The sequence below is a fragment of the Mucilaginibacter pedocola genome, assembly GCF_002013915.1.
In the GTDB taxonomy this organism is placed as follows: Bacteria; Bacteroidota; Bacteroidia; order Sphingobacteriales; family Sphingobacteriaceae; genus Mucilaginibacter; species Mucilaginibacter pedocola.
In genome coordinates this window covers 1-21534 of sequence record NZ_MBTF01000017.1, presented here as the reverse complement: position 1 = coordinate 21534, position 21534 = coordinate 1, and the positions used below count along the sequence as shown (strand labels likewise).

The window sequence follows — 21534 nt, the reverse complement described above, 5'->3', positions numbered from 1 at the left end:
TTGCAAATAACTAAATATCAATTAATTACAAAAAACAAACTACAACTCTCACAAAAGGCTTTAAAAAGTAAAACGGCTACCCTGTTTTAATAAACAAGAGTAGCCGTCCTAACAAATTATTATTTTCGGGAATGAAAAAGCCGTTAAAAATGCGGCATTTACTTCAGTATAAATTTATATAATGCCGCATCCGCTCCATCCAGTTTCAGTTGGATATTGCTGTTTAGTTCAATGGCATTATTTTGAAGTACTTCTTTTACCGATAAAATCTTGCCTGCAGGCAGGCCTAAACGAGCGTAGCTGAGGCTATAGTTGCGGGCAGCTTTATCGTAATTAAAAACCGCTACATAAAATGTTTTACCCACCTGTTTGGTGAATACTTCAGCCGCATCGGTTTTAGCATCTCCATCTGCAGGGGAAAATGATTTACCGTCTTTCACCAGTTTCAGCAACTCGGGGTTTTGATAGTAATGTTTTACCCTTTCGGTCCATTGTCCGTGTTTAGAGAAATCATCTCCGCTTATCCAGGTGCCGGTTACCAATGCCGATAGCAGCCTGGCGCGGTTGGCTCCCTCAGCTTCGTTGTTAAACACTACATGGTCGGCATCAAGGTAGTTATACAAGTGGGTTTGCCACCAACCATAACTTACACTGTTTAGCGTATATTCGGTATGCTCTATGGTTTTAAAGGCATCGCAGGCAATACGGCGCATGTGTACGTACCTGCCGCTGGCCAAACTTGGCGATATGGCCGCGTATACCAGCATTTGGTTATCCATTTGCTTAATTAAATACTCCATTCCTGCTTTGTAGGCCTGCATACCCGTGGTAACTTTCGGGTCGTAGAAATGGTTGGCCTCAATAGCGCCATGCCCCAGGAAATCTATCTTGATCATCTTAAAACCGCACTCTTTAAACTTACCTATAATGTAGGCTATGCGTGCTTTGGTACCGGGATGGGTGGGGTCTAAAGCGCGGGCACCATCCAAATCGTGGTAGCCGTTGCCGGTTTTGGTCCACATATCGCCGAATTTGTAGTTGCCGCCATCGGCTATCCTGTCTGGCCCGCCGGCGTGGCCCCAATCGGTAAAGGGTGCCCAATAGATGCCGGGCTCTAATCCTTTGCTTTTGCAATGGTCGGCCCACTCTTTCAGTTTGCTATAGTCGCCGTGCGATACCATTTTATCCCAATACGAATCAAGGTCGATGTAGGCCGTATTGCCCGTACGGAAAGCCGGTATGCTATCCGCAAAAAAATCGGCAACTTTCAGGGCTTTATCAAAGTCGATATGCTCCTGTATCACGCCCCAGCTGTTCCATCCTACTGGTGTGGGTTTTGTCCAATTGAAAACAAAAGGCGGCTCGGCTATGCGGTTGGCCTTGCCATATTCATCCATCCCCTCGCGCCAATCGGCAAAACTACCCACGAACACTTTTGGCGACTTAACCACATTACCGCTGATAATGCCATGCGGAATTTTATCGCGGGTAACCGCTTCGGCACTATAACCGCCCCAAACTTTTATTTGCCCTGCCGTAGCGTTGGCTTGTGTTTCTACCCCCGTCTTCCATAATTCATGCTCTACCGAACCTGCTATGATACCATTACGGCTATCATTAGAGTAAACCACGCCAACCTCAGCACTGGTTTGGGGGCTTGCGCCGAAAGCTTTGGAACCGTACCTGATGAAAGTATCGTTATCAAAAGGTACGAACAGGCTGCGCACATCGCCACCTGTAAGGGGCTTACAATGCCCTATAAAAGGCATCATGTAGTTGGTTGTTAGCGCTGTGCCTTTAAAGCAAACTTCGGTAAAGAAATAGTTGCGGCCCGGATAGGTATAAAACACCTGCTTCATGATGGGTTTGCCCGGCGCGGTAAGTACTATGGTATGTTTTACGCCTTTGCCAAAACCATCGGCAATAGCGATCTTATTGTATTGGCGTATCTCGTAGTTTTTGGTACTCAAAGTATCAGCATTGATCTTTGCCACGGCGTAAATACCGGCAAACACCTCCTGCCCCTGCTGCACCACGGTGTAAGTTCCCGTTTTAAGGTTGTATTTAATAACGCCCGACTTGCCAAAAGCGATATTTATTAAAGCAGCAGGCGGCTTTGCGCCTGCTTTGAACACAAAAATTAAGGCAAAAAGAAAGCTCGCCGCGTAGCAGATGTAGAGTTTGAACATAATATGTAGGGGTTAGATCAGGCGCTTAGCTTTTTACGGTATTCACGGTTTTTAGCGAACCATTTATCTTCAACTTCACTTTTCCGGGGCGGGAAGAGATAACCTTATAGCTTACCACCTTCCCGTTTAACCAACTAAAATTCACGATATAGTTCCCCCGGGCTTTCGCACCCTTTACTGTGCCCGAAGCTTTCCAGCTATCGGGTATGGCCGGCAGTAGTTCTATAAACCCTGCGTGGCTTTGTATCAGCATTTCGCCAATGCCTGCGGTGGTGCCAAAGTTGCCATCTATCTGGAACGGCGGCCCTGCCGATAGTAAATTCGGATATATGCCTCCCCCGGCACCGTAGTTGATATCGGTACGGGTGGTGGGCTTCATAATTTCTTTGAATAATTTATAGGCGCGGTTACCATCTTTCAAACGTGCCCAAAACAGCAGCTTATAGGCTATCGACCAGCTTGGCCCGTCATCGCCCCTTACATCCAGCGACTTTTTGCAGGCTTCCGCCAGATCGGGCGTTGCCTCAGGAGTTATCAGCGATGCCGGGTACAGCCCGTACAAGTGCGATATATGGCGATGTTGCGGGTCGGTTTCTTTGTAGTCCTCCAGCCATTCCATCAGGCGGCCGTCTTTAGCTATTTGCCCTGCGGGTGGCAATTGCTTTAGTTTGGCAGCAAGAGCCTGCGCGAAGGCTGCATCCTTACCCAACAGTTTCGCAGCGGTTATCACATTACCGAACAGCTCCCGAATGATCTGGTTATCGATAGTGGGGCCAACGCAAATGCTGGCGGTTTTGCCATTGGGCAGGTAAAAAGTATTCTCGGGCGATGAAGACGGCGAGGTTACCAGCCAGCCGCTCTTATCATCCTTAATAAGCATGCTGCTATAGAACTGCGCCGAACCTTTTAGTATGGGGTAAATATCGGCCAAGTATTTTTTATCCTGCGAGAAAGCATAGTGGTCCCACAGGTTATTACACAGCCAGCCCGAACCTGCCTTGGTTACGCCCCATGATGCGCTTTCGCCCGGCTCGGTAAAACCCCATACGTTGGTTATTACGTGGGCCACCCAACCATCGGCATTATAATAAGCTTTTGCGGTACGTTCGCCGGGTTCTACCATGCCTTTTACCAATTGTGCAAGCGGCAGGTTGAGTTCGGATAAGTTGGCGGCTTCTACCGGCCATTGGTTCATTTGGATATTCACGTCCAAATGGTAATCGCCGTTCCATGGGGTTTGTATTTGGTTGGCCCATAGCCCCTGCAGGTTCGGTGGCAACAACCCTACCCTGGTGCTGCAGATACTTAAATACCGGCCAAACTGGTAGAATAGCACCGGCAAAAACTTATCCGCATCTGGGTTTTGGTGGAAGGTGACTAAACGCTTATCAGTAGTTTCTTCGGGAGCGCTACCACCGCCAATTTCAACCGATACCCTTTTGAACAGCTTTTGAAATTTGGCAATGTGGGCAGCTTTCTCGGTAGCATAACTATTCTTCTGCACTGCTTTCAAGTTAGCATCCACTTTATTCAGGCCGGTACCCCGGAAATCTGTGCCTGCCGAAATGTAGATGATGGCTTCGGTAGCGTTTTTGATGATAAGTTTATTGCCATCGTGGCTTTGCGTGCCGCCGGTTAATTGCGCTTTTACTTTGGCGATATACTTCATACCACCAGCGTTAGTGCCGCTGGCGAGTTGTCCCGTCATTTCCAGGCAGCCATTCTTCTCCGCAGTTATACCACGCTCGGGCCTCGAAAGAGCAATACTGAAATTCAGTTGACCCGGTTTATCTGCCGATAGTTTAATAATACTTACATCGCTACCGAAACTGGTAAAATACTCGCGTTTGTAAGTAACGCCATTGCGTTTGAAGCTAACAGAAGCTAAGGCATTATCTAAAGATAGTTGGCGCACATACTCGCTTGCGGCAGCGTTCTCCGCATAATTAAATTTCAGCAACAAGTCGCCAAGTGTTTGGTAGCAACCGAATGGTACGCCGCCCGAGCCAACGCCCTTGCAAATAAAGTTCTTATCTATCAAAGCCTGCGCTTCGTCGTTTTTTCCTTCTGCCAGCAGGCCGCGTATTTGGGGCAAGCTTTTGTATGCCTCGTAGTTATTGGCATCCTGCGGGGCACCGCTCCACAGGGTAATGTCGTTCAGGGTGATATTATCTTCATCAACACCGCTGGTGGGCATCATACCCAAGCGGCCGTTGCCTAAGGGCAGGGTTTCTTCCCAGCGGGCGGCGGGTTTATCGTACCAAAGCTTCAGCGGCTTGTTTTGTGCGCTTGCAGTGATAACAGAAAATAAAAAAGCAAGGATAAAAAGGTATCGGTATCTGTTCATTCTCATTTGGCTTATGGCCCAAAACGGGCATCCGAAACACGTGGCGTTAAAGCCCGAATCGACGATCTGTAATATTCAATTGGCTGGCTTAAAATTATAAGCTTGCCCGTTGCTGCAAAATGGATAAAACCCTAAAAAAGATGGATTATTTACTGTTTAAAAAGTTAACAATACGGCAGGCAGTGCCTTTGCTTTTAGGATCGTGGCTGGATGTTATCTTCAGTTTCAGGATATGCGCACCGGGCTTCAGATCGCCATCAAACAACAGGTACCATGGCAGGTGCAAAAAGCCGCTCCATTGGGTATACAGGTTAATGTTTTTGTAAGGTTTACCATCAATAGTGTATGAAACTATCCCCGCATCCCCACCCGAAACAATGGCCATACCTATAGCCCTGCCTGTGAACTTAAGCGTTAGCTCCGCTCCTGCTCTATCGGCCTGCAAAACGGGCACATGCACAAAACCGGGGCGTGTATCCAATCCATCCTTGGGCACCCAATTCGGGTCGATACTCCAGTTGGCATCGTGTTTAGCGTTGGTGATAGCGAGATATCTGCCATTTACAAAACTGCCCTTATTCAACATTTTTGGCAGTGGCTTCAGCTTTATTTTGGATACCGGTTCTTCGGCGCATTGTTGCAGCAGGGTCTTGATGTTGGCGAAGTACAGTTCCTGTCCAAAGGCCGCGGGATGCAGGTCTTTAAAATCCTTATCCCAATCGAACTCTTTGTTCGCCAGTTTATCGTGCACCTCTTTGGCGATGTTAATAGATGGCAGGCCATAGTATGCGGCAACCTTTTCGTGATTGATTATCTCGACTGGTGTTATGCCCGATGCATAGTCTTTGGTTTTATCCGGGTCTGCGAACTCCATCAGCACGATATCCGCCGAAGGGTTTGCCTTTTTAACATGGCGGACAATACCTTCCAGATCGCGCACCTGGGTGATGCTATCGGTGCCGTTCACGCGGTCGTTTACGGCGGCCTCTAAAAACAACAAGTCGACTTTGCCTGAATCCAGCACATCGCGCTGCAAACGGAATACATGCGGCAAACTACCCAGCGATGGTATACCCGCCATTATAAATTTGAATTTGGTTTCGGGGTAAGTTTCCTGCAAATAACTCATCACCTTATTACGCCAACCGGGATTGAAGGTAATAGAACCTCCCAAAAATGCAACGGTCGCCGTTTTCAACTTCGCGGCTTTGTACAGGAAGTTGCTTAACCCATTACGCTTATTAAAATAATTGCTGTACGAAAACACCGACTTCACGGGGTAAACATTATTCATCAGGAAATCGGCAATATCTTCCGGATGTTCGATAATGAAGTGATGCCCGAACAATTCCTGCGGTTGTTTATCTATCACCTTCTCGGTAGTCTCGCCGCCCAGAGCGCGGTAGTTCTTCACTAAAATATTGGAGTTCTCGGCAACAGGCACCAGTTTATCTGCATTGCTAATGTAATGCAGCAATGGCACATGGAAAGCGGCCAAACCCTCTAAATTATCCACCGGGTTATCCTTAAAAGCAATAGCCTGCTCCTCAGTAAAGCCGAATACTTGCTTAAACTGTTTCCACGATGCGGTATCGCCCATGCCAGCTCCCTTGCCGCCCGGCCAGCTTTTGATATCGCAAACCGGGGTTTCGCCATAAATGCAGCTCACTTTATCGGGGTTGCGTTTTGCCCAGGCATAAGCATACAAAGCACCCCGGCTCACTGCCTCTAAAGATGGCTTGGTGCTGAACGCCGCATTCTTAAGCAGGTAAGCATAAAACTTATCCCAAACCTGCATGGCCTGCGGGCTGCCATACTGGTTATCTACATCAATATAAGCCACATACATCCCTCGCGTTAGCAAAATACTATCCGCATCGGTATGCCAATCAGCAAAAGATGAACGCCATACCCATGGATTACCCTGCAGCGGCTTATTGGGCTTTACATAATAAGCGCTATGCCCATCGATGCTGAAGTTCACGCGCTGGAAGCCCTTCCAGGTGGCGGGTTGTTGCTGCGCGGTGGCGGTTAATGCAAAGCAGATGGATAGGCAGAATATAAGGCAGTATTTTAGCATGGGTAGTATGTTGTGCTTGGGCGTTGTTGTAAGCTCGAGGCTCCTGGTCGACTCGCCGGCCACTTATAGCGATGGGTTTGAAACCCATCGCTATGATCAGGGCATGCGGTCAACGAATTTAAGCTCTTTAAAACCAATAAACCACCCTTTTTGCAAAAGATGGTTCATTGGCAGGGTGTATCGGCTAAATATAATTAGGGTTAATTGAGTACATCGTTCCAAAAGGTCATTTCGCTCATGTTGCTGTAGTTGTTATCGCCGCTGGTAACGTGTTTTATACGCACGCGGATGTAACGTACAGGCGGCACCGTGCCGAAGTCGTATTTCTGGGCTTGCTGGCCATCATCTGTGCGGCGTACATCTTTCAGCAGTGTCCAGCCTTTGGCCTGCATTTCGGCCGCCCAGCCGCCATCGCGTGGCGACAGGCTTGTTTCGGCACCGCTGATGTTGTTTATCCCCCATATCTCAAATTGGTCGGGGTTGTTGCAGCAGTTACGGCCAACTTCTTCAAAGCTAGTTAGCTTATTATAAACCTTACCCATATCAAACGTAATGGCATGCGGCATGGGGTGATCGCCATCGCTGTGGAATATATTGGGATAGCCTTGCGGACCGTTAGAGCCATCCCATAGTTTGCTTACGCTGGTTTGCCCTTCGTAGGTACCCGCATCGCCCGGCAAGCGGTTCTCCCTGAACAAGGACTTTGCGCACTGCGCTATGCCGGTAATAGTTGGGAAAGCGCCATAGCTCGATACATAAAAGGTATCGATAGAGTTACGGTCGGGAATGTAGGCCGAACGGAATTGCACCGGCTCGCCCGATCTATAATCGGTAAGCGTAATTCCAAGGCTATCCGGGTTCAATTGCTTTACTACTTCTACCCCGGCGCGGTTGGTGTATTTAATATCGGTGCCCACGTTTACCACGCTGGTATCGCGCGGTAAAAAGTTGAGGCGGATATTGCCATTATCGCTTACGCTAAAGGGGGTAGCTGCATCATACGTACGGTTTAGCAAACCTGCCTGGTAGAGCGGGCCGTACACCTTCACATTATTCACATCCAGCGGAATAGAGCGGTTACCCTTGGCATCGTAGGAGTAAATGGTGAACGAGTAGATATACTCATTCAGCCCCGGGATAACGGCGGTGATGGAATCTGCTGTGTTGTGGTTGGTGGAGTTAAGGATGATAGAATCTGCCTTATTGTTCCAATAGATAACGTATTTGGTGATGCTTGGATCCGGGCTTGGGTTCCAAACCAGTGCAGCACGCAGGTTGCCCGATCTGGCCCTCACTTTGGTAACCAAACCCGGGTAAGTAACCTCCTTATTGTCGAGGAAATCTTTAAAGTCCTTATCCTTTTTACTGCAGCCGAACATGCCCAGCACCAGGCTACAGAACAGGCCTATATTGAATATCTTTTTCATTATTGCTTGTTTAATTATGATCTACTACTGTGGCTTACCGTAAACGCTAACTTCCATCAGGTGGGTAACATCGCCCTTGCCCCAGGTATCGTGCACCAAAATGCGCAGGTATTTAACCGGCGGTGCAGTGGCGGGGAAAACAAAATCGACCCCGGCGGCCACGAACTTTTCGTCGGCAGCATTAGTGAAGCCCGGCGTTAGGCCCGACGGCGGGTTAGGGTAACGGAAATTACTGAGGTTTACCCAGTCGCCCACAACAGTACCACCCGGTGCCGACTGTGGCAACACCACATCGGCAGGCGACTCCTTGGCTGAACCCCAGATGGTGAAGTTCTTAGGATTACCATGGAAGAAGGCGTACTCCAGCGGGCGTTCCCATATCTTAATACGGCTCAGTTGCGTAAGCACGCCTATGCCGAAGGTCCCCTGCATTGGTTTGCCTGTGCCCGGCTGCGTGTGCCACCCGTTAGAGTAGCCATCGGTTTTACCATCCCACAGGTAAGGTAAATTCCATCCGTAGCCGATCTCGCTGTCGCTTGGCTGGCGGTAAACCGAGAATTTTGATTTATCCAGCATGGTCTCGAACAGCGGCGTTAGCGTTACCACGGTAGTATCAGACAGGTTGCCAAATTTATCGGTAACGTAAACCCCGAATTGCGTAGGCTCCGACTCGAACCCGCGCACCGAATAAGCAATGGTATCGGTATTGGTGTAATGCTGGTCAGCCACCTCCAATTGCTTGGTTGTTTTATCCAATGCTATCAGTATCACCCCTACTTCTTTACGGTTAGGGTTCATGGCCTCTATGTGTACGCCGCCAAAATCGTTAGTGATAGTTACAGTTGGTTTTATCAACCTGTAAAATGGCGTTTGCGGATGCACCGTAACCTTCACCGGGTCTGACGATACGTTGGCGCGGCTTACAACGGTAAGCGTTACTTCGTAATCTTTCACGGCCGCAAAACCATCTACCTTAACGGTATCGGTGTAGTAGCTCGATTTGGTTTCGCGTGCGGTTTTATCGTTAATATTATACTTGGCCAGCACGTATAAAATATTATCCGAGTTGGGCAGGTCGTAAGTGATGTTGGCACCGCCATTAAAGTTGTCTACCTTAATATTGGTGATCACGCCGGGTTTTGTTTTATCGTTAGATACCGGCTCGGTATTATACCCCTCGTTCTTTTTGCACGAGCCTGCAAGCATGGCCAGCGCCAGCACCCCTAACCAGAGCACTGTTTTTGTGGAATATCTGTTTATCTTTTTCATATATCCTTATGCTTTTGCTATTCAAATTAAATACTACCAGTAGGAGTTTTGTACCAGGTTAGGGTTCACAATAAGGTCCTGATCCTTTATCGGCCACAAGTAATTACGCACCCCGAATACTGATGTGAACAGCGTACGTGGCTGGTAATAATTGGCCGGCTGGGTTTCGTAAAGGTTCCATCCCTGTATGGGCTGGCTCAAAACGCTTTGCAGCTCTTTCCAGCGGCGCAGGTCCCAGCCGCTTTGTGCCTCAAAACAAAGTTCGATGCGGCGTTCCTGGTGAATGATCTGGCGCATACCATCTTTGGTGGCCGGTTTGTTAGGATTGTTAGAGTAGGTAGACCATGCCGTAACCACACCGGGCAGGCCGGCCCTGGTGCGCACTCTATCAGTATAGGTGGTGGCATCGCCTGCCGGGCCGTCAACTTCGTTAGCGCATTCGGCATATAGCAGGTATAAACCGGCAAGCCTCATCATGGGCAAACGGTAGCTTATCTCCTGGAAACCATCATCGTAAACCGACAGGTAGTTCACCAGTTTTTTGGGCCAGTAGCCCGTGATGTTGAGCGTGTTGATATCTTTAGGGCCCGCAAAAGATTCGATACCGCGCGCTTCAACATGGTACAAGTCCGTCAAATTCACTTTACCGTTACCGAACCATATGCCGCCATCGAAACCAATGTTAGCGTACATACGCGGCTCGCGGTTAAAGTGCTCTTTAATGGTAGAGTAGCCATTGGCCACATAAAAGCGGCTGGCATTATCGCCGGTTTTAATAGAGTAGCGACCGGCATAATCAAAAGTTTTATCCTCGTTTATCGGCACGCCTTTGTCGCTGTAAAACATTTCCTGCACAGCAATAGGCACCGCAAAAAGCGATGGGTTGCTGAAGATGTTCACCACACCTTTTTGGGTTAAACGCGGCGTTGCATAGCCCTGGAAAGGAAAGGTTGGGTTTAGCGCCCATATCAGTTCGGTATTCAGCTCCCATTTTTCGGTAACGGCATTTTGCAGGGTAAGCACCTTGCGCAACGAATCGGGCAGTACGGTGATATTCGCCGGGGCGATGAAGTTGTACAGCCTCATGCCTGCGCCTTCGCACTCGGTAATGGCAGCTTTGGCAGCATCTGCAGCCAGTTTCCATTTATTAGCGTCGTAAGTTGCCGGGAAGAGGGCTACGCCGTCTTTGTTCTTCAGGCTAACATAATCGGGGTTGCCATTAAACAGCGGACTGGCAGCGGTTGCCAATACCTCGGCCTTAATAGATAGCGCAATGGGTTTGGTAATGCGGCCAAGCTCCTGTACCTGGTTGCTGATAACCGATGGTAGATCGGGCGCGGCTTCGTCTAACAGGCTTACAATGTAGGCGAAGGTTTCGTCGACAGTGGCGCGTTTTACTTTTATCTCCTCAGTTGAGGCCGTGATATCCAAATTTGTTTTGATGAGCGGTATGGGCCCATACATGCGCGCCAGGTAGTAATGGTAGTATGCTTTCAGGAATTTCACCTCCGCCGTCCAGCGTTTGCGTTCGCTGGTTGATAGGTCGGCCGGTTTATCAATATTCTCCAGCATAATGTTGCACCTGCGGATAGAGCGGAATATCGCCTGCCCGTGGTTTTCGCCATCCCAAAAGTTGAGGCCCGGGTTGCTGCTGTTTTGCGTTCCGCGCAGCAGGGCGAAGCCGGTTTCGTCAAGCGGGTGTTTGGTTAAGTTATTGGGGTAAACAATTTCTCCCGAGGTAACAAAACCGGGGTTTGCAGTAGCATCGTACAATTGCTGCAGCGTAGCGTAGCAAGTGAACAGGTAGTTCTCGGCCTCGTTACGGTTGCGGAAGGCATATTCCAGCGTACCTGTATTATCCGGCGCAACATCCAGGTACTTTTTGCAGCCACTACCCAGCAGCAGTACAGTTATTACGCATATTATTTTCGATATCTTTTTCATGTTACTATGTGTAAATGGTGCTGGTTATAAGTTTACGTTAAGGCCTATGTTAAACACCTTTTGTATTGGGTAAGCAAAGCCATTGCCGCCAACCTCGGGGTCCCAAAGTTTAAAGGCGCTCCAGGTATATAGGTTAAGGCCGTTAAAGTAGATGCGGGCTTTGCTCATGCTCAGCTTTTTAGAGATACGTGCCGGGATGGTGTAGCCAAACTCTACCGATTTCAAGCGAAGGAAGCTGCCATCGCGCATCCACCAGGTGCTGCCCTGCCTGTTGTTCTCAATCTGGTTGCCGGTAACCCCAAGGCGCGGGTATTGCGCATACAGGTTTTGGTTATCTATGCTCCAGTGGTTATCTGCAAAGGCCTTAAGCAATTGGGTATTGCCGCTGGCATAAGCACCATCCGGGCTTTGGATGAACGGACTGGTACGGCTTGGATCGATAAAGAAGCTTACCTGCGCCTGCCCCTGGAAAAAAGCCGAAAGATCAAAGCCCTTGTACCCTGCCGACACGCCGTAGCCATACACAATTTGCGGCACGGTTGGGTTACCAATAAAGGTTTGGTCGGCACCATCTATTTTGCCATCGCCATTAAGGTCGCGGTATTTAATGTCGCCACCTTTTGGCGCAATGCCGTTGGTAGAGAATATCTGGGTTGGCGAGTTGGCGGCCTCGTTATCATCAACAAACAAACGCTCGGCTATGTAACCATAGTTGCGGTTAATAAGCTGCCCGCTTTGGTAGCGGTACGCTTCGGCATATTGCGGCTCTTCGTATTTGCCGTAGGTGCTTCGTGCCAGGGTGAAGTTACCGCGCCCTTGTATCCAGCCGGTTTTGCCCAGGGTTTGCTTATAATCGGTTTGTATATCTATACCTTTAGAATCGGCAGTACCAAAATTGGCGCTCACGTTGCTCTCCAAGCCCATAGTAGTAGGTATGGCCGAACGTGTTTGCAGGATATTGTAGCGGTGGTATTTGTATACCTCGGCAATAATATTCCAGTTTTTAAACAGGGTAAGCTCCACGCCTAAGTTCAGCTGGCGCGAGGTTTCCCAGGTAATATCCGTATTGGGGTAATTGTAAACTGTTACGCCATTGCGTGTATAGCCGTTATTGGTACCAAAGGTGGCAGGATTACCGCCGTTAAGATCCAACCTCGATAGGTAGTAAAAACGTTCGTTACCTATTTGGTCGTTACCTACCGTACCATAGCTACCGCGAAGTTTCATGCGCGAGATAACCGAATACAACCCATCGCCCCAAAACTTCTCATCAGATACTATCCACGAACCACCTATAGTTGGGAAGAAACCATAGCGATGTTCTTTAGAGAAACGCTCGGTACCATTGTAACCAAAGTTGAACTCTAAAAAGTAGCGGCTTTTGAACGAGTAGGTAGCGCGGCCTGCAAGGGTTAAGTTTCTATAAGGTAATGAAGTGAACAATGAGCCGGCATTACCGTAAAGCGTTTGCTGTTGCGTACCAATTAACGATCCGCTGAGGTTGTGATCGCCAAAGCGGCGGTTATAATCAACTACGCCCTGGAAGTACAGGTAAGTGTTCAGCTGGCTGGTGTTGGCATCCTGGTAATAATTCAGGTATTCGGTAGCTGCGCCAGGGTTAGAGTTTAACCAGGATAGCGTATAGGTGTTGCTTGCTTTATCGTAACTACCTACATTGTAATAAAAGGGTGAATACCCCATTTGCGACTGGAAGTACGAGAAGCGGTTGGTATGGAACAAGCCGCGGAAATTCAAGCCCTGGGTAACAAAATCGAGGTTTTGGTTCAGTTCCAATTGTGCTGACATCCTCGATTGTGAATAGTTTTTGTGTCCCCTTAACAATTGCGCGTAAGGGTTTACGTAGCCGATGTTGTTTGATTGCGCCGTACTGCCGGGCGCTACCGCGTTCCCGAACAAAATGTGCTTGGTGTTCAGGTTAGCTTCATCTGCCGGGTAATAGGCCGGGAACAACACCGGGCTGGTGTGCATGGCGTAGTTATACAGATCGGTAGAGAAGGAAGCATCCGATGTAAGCGGGCCATTGTACTCGTTAAAAGTACCCGACAGCCTCACGATCATCTCGGTAGATTTGGTAAGGTTGATGTTTACGTTGGAACGTAACTGGTAATTTTTGAAGTTTACGTTGTTGTTATTATTGTTATTAATATCCTGGCGAAGTATACCATGATCGAGGTTGTAAGAGCCTGATACATAATAACGGGCAACGCCGCCGCCGCCGCTCACACTCATATCGGCACGCTGGGTGTTGGTGCGGTCTTTAAACAGCATTTTTATCCAGTCAACAGCCGGGTATACATATTCGTTACTGCCGGGAGCTTTGGCCAAAGTTGCCTCGGTGGCAATAATTTTGTTTTGGCTGAAAGGCAGCGGGCTCAGCGGGTCGCGGGTAATGGTAGCCTCGTTGAACAGGCGCATATACGTAATAGGGTCCGCCAGTTCGAGGTTTTTTATAGATTGCGAAGAAGAGTTCTCCACACGGGCGTTGATGGTTGGCTTGCCCACTTTACCCTCTTTGGTTGATACCAGGATAACACCGTTGGCACCACGCGCACCGTATAATGCGGTAGAGGCAGCATCTTTCAGGATAGAGAAACTGGCGATATCATCAACCTGCAAACGGGCAAGGTCTGATGTAGATAGCTCCACGTTATCTATCAGTATCAGCGGGTCTTTTTTGTAACCGAAGGTAGTTACACCACGGATGAAGAAGTTAGAGTTGTCCTGCCCGGGCTGGCCGCTGGGTTGGTAGGCTATTACGCCTGCTACCTGCCCTGCCAAGGCATTAGTTAGGTTACTTGCGGGTATCTTCAGGTCGCCCGGCGATACGGTGGTTACCGAACCTACCACGGCTTCTTTACGTTGTTTGCGGCCGTAGGCCGTTACAACTACATCATTAAATTCGTTTTTGGCTTCTTTAATAATAATTGGGTAGGTGGTTTTGCCCGATACCACGGTAAATGTGGTTTCTTTATAACCTACATAGGTAACGCGGAACACGGTACCCGGCTCGGCGTTGATAACGAAGTTACCGTTAACATCGGTTACCGTACCGGTGTTCTTGCGGTTCTCGGCGGTTAAGTTGGCGCCTATAATTTTAAGGCCGGTAGTATCGGTAACGGTACCTGTAATGGTTATTTTGGTTTGTGCCGATGCCGACCTGTCGATGGCACACAGCATCACCACGATGCAGCATGCGAGGGCGAGCCTGCTTTGCACAAATTTTAATAACCAATGGCTTTTTAGGCTTTCGTGAAATGGTCTCATAAAAGTTTATTCATAATTGGGTTTAAGTGCTTTTGATATTTGGTTGGTTAAGGGGCATAGCTATCCACCCACAGTTTCAGTGTTAATTTTTTTGCGGCTTGTGCCGCGGGTTAGGCCGGTGGGTTAAAGCCTAAGCCTGTAACCGGCGAACGTATAATAAACTGTTGGAGGATGCGCAGGACAGGGGCCTATCCCGTGCGGTTGGTGCAGAAAGAGACGATGCCCTTTGCGGTTGGTAATGCTGTTTCATGTTCACAAGAATTGGTTAATTGGTTGGAATAAATTTAGGGCGACGCGAACGGCTTTAAAATGGATAAACCTTTAAAGGTGATGGACAATCGTATTATTTTCTGCTTTATTTTCTGATTAGCAAGAGCCAATTACATGCACCATCCGGTGTAAAATTTTACATTTTTAGCCTAACATTAAGCGATTTTGGATTGATGCCCTGAAGTGTAATTCTAACAATTATAAGCACAAAGCACACCACTACAACGCGGCGTTGTAACGGTGTGCAAAATAGTTTTCAAGAAAGCTCTTAGTTGTAAGTCTGATAAATGCTGATGGACGATATCCCTATAGGGATCTTATCTGAATACCCAAAACAACGCCACCATAATGAGGATAAGCAGCATCGAAAGGAATTTGTAATTGCCAAACCCCGCCCACCCGGGGCTTCGGAGCGATTCGAAGGGAGACTTCCAGTAAAGCACTTCGCTTTGCGGCGTATGTTGTACTTTATAGATGTATGATAGTGCTACCTGCAGCAATACGCAAAATAGGAACAGGTAAAAGGCCATCATCATAAAAGGCACATGCCCTAATGCCGAAGCAGGCATGGTTTTGCTGTAGATGAATACCCCTACTCCTGCTGCCGAACCGATGTACAATGTAAGCTGCGCCGACAAAGCCGATGCCCGTTTCCAAAACACACCCAACAGAAACACACAGGTAATAGGCGGCGCAATGTGGGCGATGATATCATTCAACCCGTTGAAAATGCTTTCGTAATTATTCAGCAGTGGCAATAACAGTAACGAAATAACAAAGGATATACCCGCCGCTATCTTCCCGGCACGTACCAGTTTGGCATCGCTTGCTTCGGGTTTGTAGCGTTTGTAAATGTCATAACTCGCCAATGTGGAAATAGAGTTTAAAGCGCCCGAAATCTGGCTCATCAAACCGGATAGTAACGCCGCTACTAATACTCCAGCCAAACCCTTTGGGATGAGTTGCAATATCATCAGTGTATAAATGCCTTTGCTGTTCACCATTTCCTTGCCGGCGGCATCTACGGTTTTTAATCCTGCCAAATCTAAATGCCCCGTTTGGTAAAGGGCGTAGGCGAATAAGCCCGGCATCACGAATATGAAAACAGGAAGAATTTTAATGAACCCGCAAAACAATGGGCCTACACGGGCGTGGTTCTCATCTTTAGCACCCAATACGCGCTGCACAATAGTTTGATCGGCGCACCAGTACCAAATGCCCAATACAGGGTAACCCAGCAATACGGCATACCAGGGTAATCCGCTTGCATCGCCGTGGGGGCGCATCATGGATAGTTTATTCAGTTCGTTATGCTGTTGCAGCACCTGCACCATATCGTCCCAACCGCCCATTTTGTGGTAGGCTGCCACACTCATGATAACCGCACCTGCCAACAGTACAACCGTTTGGATAGATTCGGTAACTACCACTGCCCTTAGCCCGCCTATCACCGTATAAATAGTGGTGATAATAGCGATAATGATAACGCTGGTATACATATTTACGCCGAACAACGTTTGCAGCACAATGCCACCCGCCAGCAGCGAAAAAGAAATATGGATAATGATAGCCGACAGGATGGAAATAAAAGCCAGCCAATCCCTACTGGCGCGGTTGTAGCGTTTCTCCAGAAAATCGGGCAAGGTTGATACGCCCGATTTGATATAAAAAGGCACAAAAAACAGCGCCAGCAATATCAGCGTGAATGAGGCCATCCACTCGAAGGTGCCGTTGAGCAAGCCGGTATCAAAACCACTCTGCGCCAGGCTTACCAAATGCACGCAGGAAATATTGGTAGCAAATAGCGCCAGCCCTATCATGGGCCACTTCAAACTCTTGCCCGCCAAAAAGTAACTGCTGGCCTCGCTGCCTTTATCGCCCGCGCGGTGGCGCAGGCCGGTATACAAGCCAATGGCCAATATAACCAGCACATATAAAATACTTACAATGGCATCAACCGAACCTATCATTTGGGGGAATACGTTTGGGTTAAATTTTATCTTCTAATAAAAGTAGGTCGCAACTGCTGCCCGGTACCTGCGGGGTTTTATAAACGCCGCCTATAATTTGCGCCGGGTTTACAAAGTGCTTTTGCAGGTGCGGTATATGCTCTAAAAACAAAGCTTCGTGCCCCATGGCAATATGGTTAAATAAAACCAAATGCTGATGCAGTTGCCCCATATCGCCCACGTGCGGCACCACGGGCACGCCGAACTTTTTGCATAACAGGCTCACGGCAATAAATTCGCTTACGCCCCCTACCCTCACGGCATCCACCTGCATGAACGATGCGGAACCCGACTGCAGGTAATTTTTAAAAATAACCTTATTGGGCACATGCTCGCCCAGCGCCAGCTTAACGGGTGCAATGGCTTTGGCCAAAGTGGCATGGGCATACACATCATCAGGGTGCGTAGGCTCTTCTATCCAGTAAGGGTTTATGCTTTTTAACTTGTTACATATATCAATGGCCTGCGGCAGAGTCCACTGCTGGTTGGCATCCAGCATTACTTTTACATCGGGCCCGGCAACCTCGCGTACGATGTGTGCCCGGCGGATGTCACGCTCCGGGTCGGCAGAACCTACTTTGAGTTTCATGGCGGTGAAGCCTTCGGCCAAGGCCTTTTTACAATTCTCGCGCACCTGCTCATCGGGGTAGTTGAACCAACCTATCGAAGTATCGTAACCGGGATATCCCTGCTCCAATATCGGTAGACGGCCGGCTTTTGTAGGCTGCTGCCCTTTCAGTAATTCTAAGGCTTGCTCGGCGGTAAGCTCATATTCTAAATAAGAAAGGTCGAGCGTGTTCACAATTTGCTCGGGCGATAGGTCTATCAATAGTCTCCACAGAGGTACGCCGCGCTTTTTTGCCCACAAGTCGTAACAGGCATTGGTTACTGATGCCAGCGCCAAATGCACTATCCCCTTATGCGGGCCCAACCAGCGGAATTGCTGATCGTTGGAGAGTTGCTTGAACAATTCGCCAAAGTTGGTCATCACTTCTTCTATATCCTTACCCTGCAATACCCGGCCATAGTATTCGGCGGCTTTGCAAACCAAGTCGTTCCCTTCGCCAAGGGTAAAGGCCAAACCGGTGCCCACCACACCGCTATCATCGTGCAGGCGGGTTACGGCGTAGGAGTATATCGGGTCGCGGTGGATGGCATCGCTACCGGCATTGCCCTGCAGCGGGTAGCGTACATCATGTACGGTTATCTTCTTTATCATACTGCCTTCCCGTTTAGGCCCGCGGGCACAACCTCTTTATTTTCTTCTTCACCTTTTTCGATATACCTGCGGTAACCCAGCTCTGCCCCGCCCGATACCGGCAGTATGCAACCTGTGATGAACCGCGCTTGTTCCGATACCAAAAACACGCAGGCATCCGCCACCACGTCGCCTTCGGGGCAATAGCCCAACGGGTGTATCTCGTTCAGGTAATGCTCAATGTGTTCGGCATTGGGCTGCTGGCTGCTCCAGCGGCGCAGCATGGGCGTCCAAACACCGGCAGGTGCAACGGCATTTACGCGAATACCCAGCGGGGCGTAATCCAAAGCCATTGATTTGGTAAGCGCATTAACGGCGCCCTTGGTAGCTGTGTAAGCGGCATGTAGCTCCTGCCCTATCTCGCCAACCATGCTGCCGGTGTTTAGGATAACGCCTTTGCTTTCCTTCAGCGCGGCTATGCCGTATTTAGTAGTATGGTAAATGCCTTTTACGTTCACATCAAACACTTTCTGCCATTCGGCGTCGGTAGTATCGCAAAGCGTTTTCGATGGGTTAGATACACCTGCATTGTTATGGATAACATCTATCCCGCCGAATGTAGCAATGGTTTCTTCAATTGCCCTCTGCACATCATCGGCACAGGAAACATCGGCTAAAATATAAAGGAGGTTATCGTTAAAAAAGCGTTCGCGGCATTGCTGCAGGCTGTCTTCTTTATGGCTGATGATGGCCACCCTTGCACCTGCCTTGTGGTAGGCTTGGGCGCACTCGTAACCGATGCCTTCGGTTCCGCCGGTTAAAAAAACCACCTTATTGTGTAGTAATTGCATACTGGTTTTGGCGTTCGTGTTTATCTGAGGGCAATAGCAGGCCATTACCCCATTTGGTGTTGCTTGTTATAAATAATGTTGTATTTACGGTCAGTTCGGCCATCAGCAGCCTTACCGGAGTACATCACTTCGGCGGCTTACTATAATTGGTTTTGTTTTATTGAACGTTCAAATTTAATTGCCGCTTAAACACGCCCTAATAGGTAATTCATCTATTTTAATGGATAATTCGCCTGTAGTTTTAGCGGATAATATTTTTCTTAGCGCATACACTTTAAGCAAATAAAATTTACTTTAGCCTGTGTTATAAACCGGCGCTATTCACCATCGGCGCAAATGCTTATTATACCTTAATTAACAATGGGGAACTCTTTTAAAAGAAAAGACGGGTTCGACGGCGAAAAGCTCATCAGCATCCCGCAAAAAGTGTTGACAGATTATGTGAAGCGCTACCCCGCCCTATTCAATATTTATATAACGCACATTGGTTACTTCCCCAAGGCATCGTACCATTATAAAGAGCGACGCCGCGGTTGTGTAGATAATATTTTGATATACTGCCTCAAAGGGAAAGGCTATTACATTATAGATAAAAAGAAATTTGAGGTTACGCCCAACCAATTCTTACTGCTGCCCGCTACGGATGAATATATGCGCTACTGGGCCGATGAGGCCGACCCATGGACCATTTACTGGGTACACTTTACAGGAGATAACATTGCCAACTTCAACTCCTCGCTCAACCTTAATATTTTTAAAGGCCCCGTGCCCATCCCTTTTAATAATAAGGCGTTGGATATTTGGAACAATATTTACCAGAACCTGGAGATGGGCTACAGTATCGAAAACCTGTGCAACGCCACCTTTTGCCTCTACAACCTGGTGGCAACCTTTCTATTCCCGGATAAGCATATCGTAAGCGAACAGGTAGAAACAGAAGATATTATAACCGCCACCATCCTGAACATGAAGCAGAACATCGAAAAGAAAATGACGGTGGACGATATGGCCGGACAGCACAGGCTTTCCAGTTCGCACTTCAGCAGCCTGTTCCGTAAGGCTACGGGTATGCCGCCGATGGATTACTTTATCCACCTGAAAATGCAGAAGGCCTGCCAGTTCCTGTACGCCAACGAAGCCAAAATAAAAACGATAGCCCTCGACCTTGGGTACGACGACCCTTATTACTTCTCACGCGTTTTCAAAAAGTACATGGGCATGTCGCCCGAGCAATATAAGCTGACGACTAATATAAGGTCGGCAGTGTAGTTGTCCCCTTCCCCGTCATGGCGAATTTATTTCGGCAACCCACACGGCAAGTAATGTTCATGCAAAGTGGCTTTGCACTGTGGCTTATATGATGGGGTGCTGAAACAAGTTCCATTAGACTTGCAGAAGAATTAATTAACAGATTGTTGTTGATAATTTTGGCATGTTAAACATGTGGAAAAGATAGCTGATAGCGATATGAATACAATTTCTAGCCTTCGAGGCTCAATGCTGATTCTGTACCTCAGCTATCTTTTTAACTTAACCCAAGGCTCAATAGTAATTTAGCTCCACATTCGTAGTATGGAACCAGCCGGGTTAAGCGCCACATGCAACCTGGTATCGGTATGGACAAATTTAAACTTTTTTGTGGCATCGACATCAGCAAGGCTGATATCGACGTAGTGTATGGCACGGCTTCTTCCAGCCGCCATTTGAAATTGAGCAATGACATTAAAGGCATTAGCACGCTATTGAACGTCCTTTTGCAGGCGCAACCCGGCCGAGGAGCCATCCTCGTCTGTTGCGAGAACACCGGCGCATTGATGGATAAGCTGGCCTGCATATTAAAGGGGGAAGGGATATTCCTTTGGGCTGTACACCCTTTGCTCCTTAGCTACTACAGCCTCGATATCAACCGGTTTAAAACAGATAAAGCCGATGCAAAAAAGATATTCAAATACGCCCTGGCCAACAAGGATAATGCAGTAGGTTACCACCTGCCCTCGGCCGCCACCCGCCAGCTTAGGGAACTATTTAACTGCCGAAAGAACCTGATAAAAGCGCGCTCGGCATTCGAATGCAGGATCGAGGACCATAAACAGAAGTCTTCTTTCGATGCTTTGGCTATGCATTTGGAAAAACAACTGGTCATCGTCCTGAGCGGGCTTATCAAAGAGGCAGAGAAAGCGATACGCGCAGCTATCAATGCCGACAAGCGGGTAAAAAGCATGTACCGGGTGTTGGTATCTATACCCTGCATAGGCCCGGTAACCGCATGGCACCTGCTTTTTATTACGGATTGCTTTGAAAGGTTCGACAACCATAAAGCACTTGCCGCTTTCATCGGTTGCGCTCCATACCCCAGGAAGTCGGGGACATCAGTAAAGCGGAAAGACAAAGTATCAACCAAAGCCTACCGCCCTTTAAAAACCGACCTTAATCAAGGGATCGTAAGCGTTTGCACGAGGCAGGGGCAGCTATTTTATGATTATTATCAAGCTATGATCAAAGCGAACCGGCATCATTTGTATATCCTTAACTCCATCAAAAATATCCTGCTTAAACTTGCCTTTAAACTCGTACGGTCAAACACGCTTTTTAACAAAGAAATATTCATGAAAAATAAACTATCATGGCAAAAACATTTGCATATGTCATAGTAATCAGCATGACG

Annotated in this window: 12 protein-coding genes; 2 read left to right on the top strand and 10 right to left on the bottom strand. The window is 48.2% G+C overall.

The genetic code is table 11. The features are described from left to right. Positions 1 to 158: 158 nt before the first annotated feature. The 10 genes from BC343_RS16745 to BC343_RS16700 all read right to left on the bottom strand — a co-directional run bounded on the left by BC343_RS16745 (position 159) and on the right by BC343_RS16700 (position 18869). A complete protein-coding gene (locus tag BC343_RS16745; RefSeq protein WP_078348962.1) occupies positions 159 to 2189 on the bottom strand; it encodes an alpha-galactosidase in 2031 nt (676 codons plus the stop codon). Between the two features lie 25 nt (positions 2190 to 2214). Further along, positions 2215 to 4536, bottom strand: a complete 2322-nt coding sequence (locus BC343_RS16740; protein WP_078348961.1) for a glycoside hydrolase family 95 protein — start codon at positions 4534 to 4536, stop codon at positions 2215 to 2217. A gap of 145 nt (positions 4537 to 4681) precedes the next feature. Further along, complete coding sequence (locus tag BC343_RS16735; protein ID WP_143822238.1) at positions 4682 to 6616, bottom strand: SGNH/GDSL hydrolase family protein; 1935 nt, start codon at positions 6614 to 6616, stop codon at positions 4682 to 4684. 200 nt (positions 6617 to 6816) lie between these two features. Continuing rightward, positions 6817 to 8043: a DUF4998 domain-containing protein gene (locus tag BC343_RS16730; RefSeq protein WP_078348960.1), complete on the bottom strand. Its 1227-nt coding sequence runs from the start codon at positions 8041 to 8043 to the stop codon at positions 6817 to 6819. Positions 8044 to 8067: 24 nt separating this feature from the next. After that, positions 8068 to 9312 carry a DUF5000 domain-containing lipoprotein gene (locus tag BC343_RS16725; RefSeq protein ID WP_078348959.1) on the bottom strand — a complete coding sequence of 415 codons (1245 nt, stop codon included), beginning with the start codon at positions 9310 to 9312 and terminating at the stop codon, positions 8068 to 8070. A gap of 33 nt (positions 9313 to 9345) precedes the next feature. After that, positions 9346 to 11256 carry a RagB/SusD family nutrient uptake outer membrane protein gene (locus BC343_RS16720; protein WP_078348958.1) on the bottom strand — a complete coding sequence of 637 codons (1911 nt, stop codon included), beginning with the start codon at positions 11254 to 11256 and terminating at the stop codon, positions 9346 to 9348. A 24-nt stretch (positions 11257 to 11280) separates the two neighbouring features. Further along, positions 11281 to 14541: a SusC/RagA family TonB-linked outer membrane protein gene (locus BC343_RS16715; RefSeq protein ID WP_078348957.1), complete on the bottom strand. Its 3261-nt coding sequence runs from the start codon at positions 14539 to 14541 to the stop codon at positions 11281 to 11283. Between the two features lie 587 nt (positions 14542 to 15128). Next, positions 15129 to 16781 (bottom strand): sodium:solute symporter, encoded by a 1653-nt coding sequence (locus tag BC343_RS16710; protein WP_078348956.1) that lies wholly within the window; start codon positions 16779 to 16781, stop codon positions 15129 to 15131. 19 nt (positions 16782 to 16800) lie between these two features. Continuing rightward, complete coding sequence (locus BC343_RS16705; RefSeq protein ID WP_078348955.1) at positions 16801 to 18039, bottom strand: enolase C-terminal domain-like protein; 1239 nt, start codon at positions 18037 to 18039, stop codon at positions 16801 to 16803. Further along, entirely contained in the window at positions 18036 to 18869 is an 834-nt protein-coding gene (locus BC343_RS16700; RefSeq protein WP_078348986.1) for an SDR family NAD(P)-dependent oxidoreductase, read from the bottom strand. Before BC343_RS16700 ends, BC343_RS16705 begins: the two co-directional genes overlap by 4 nt. Positions 18870 to 19229: 360 nt before the next feature. Between BC343_RS16700 and BC343_RS16695 the strand changes: the two genes are divergently transcribed. Both BC343_RS16695 and BC343_RS16690 read left to right on the top strand, forming a co-directional pair. Beyond that, positions 19230 to 20138 (top strand): AraC family transcriptional regulator, encoded by a 909-nt coding sequence (locus BC343_RS16695; RefSeq protein ID WP_078348954.1) that lies wholly within the window; start codon positions 19230 to 19232, stop codon positions 20136 to 20138. Between the two features lie 329 nt (positions 20139 to 20467). Next, on the top strand, positions 20468 to 21520 hold the full coding sequence (locus BC343_RS16690; protein ID WP_078348810.1) for an IS110 family transposase: 1053 nt from the start codon (positions 20468 to 20470) through the stop codon (positions 21518 to 21520). The last annotated feature ends 14 nt before the right edge of the window (positions 21521 to 21534 follow it).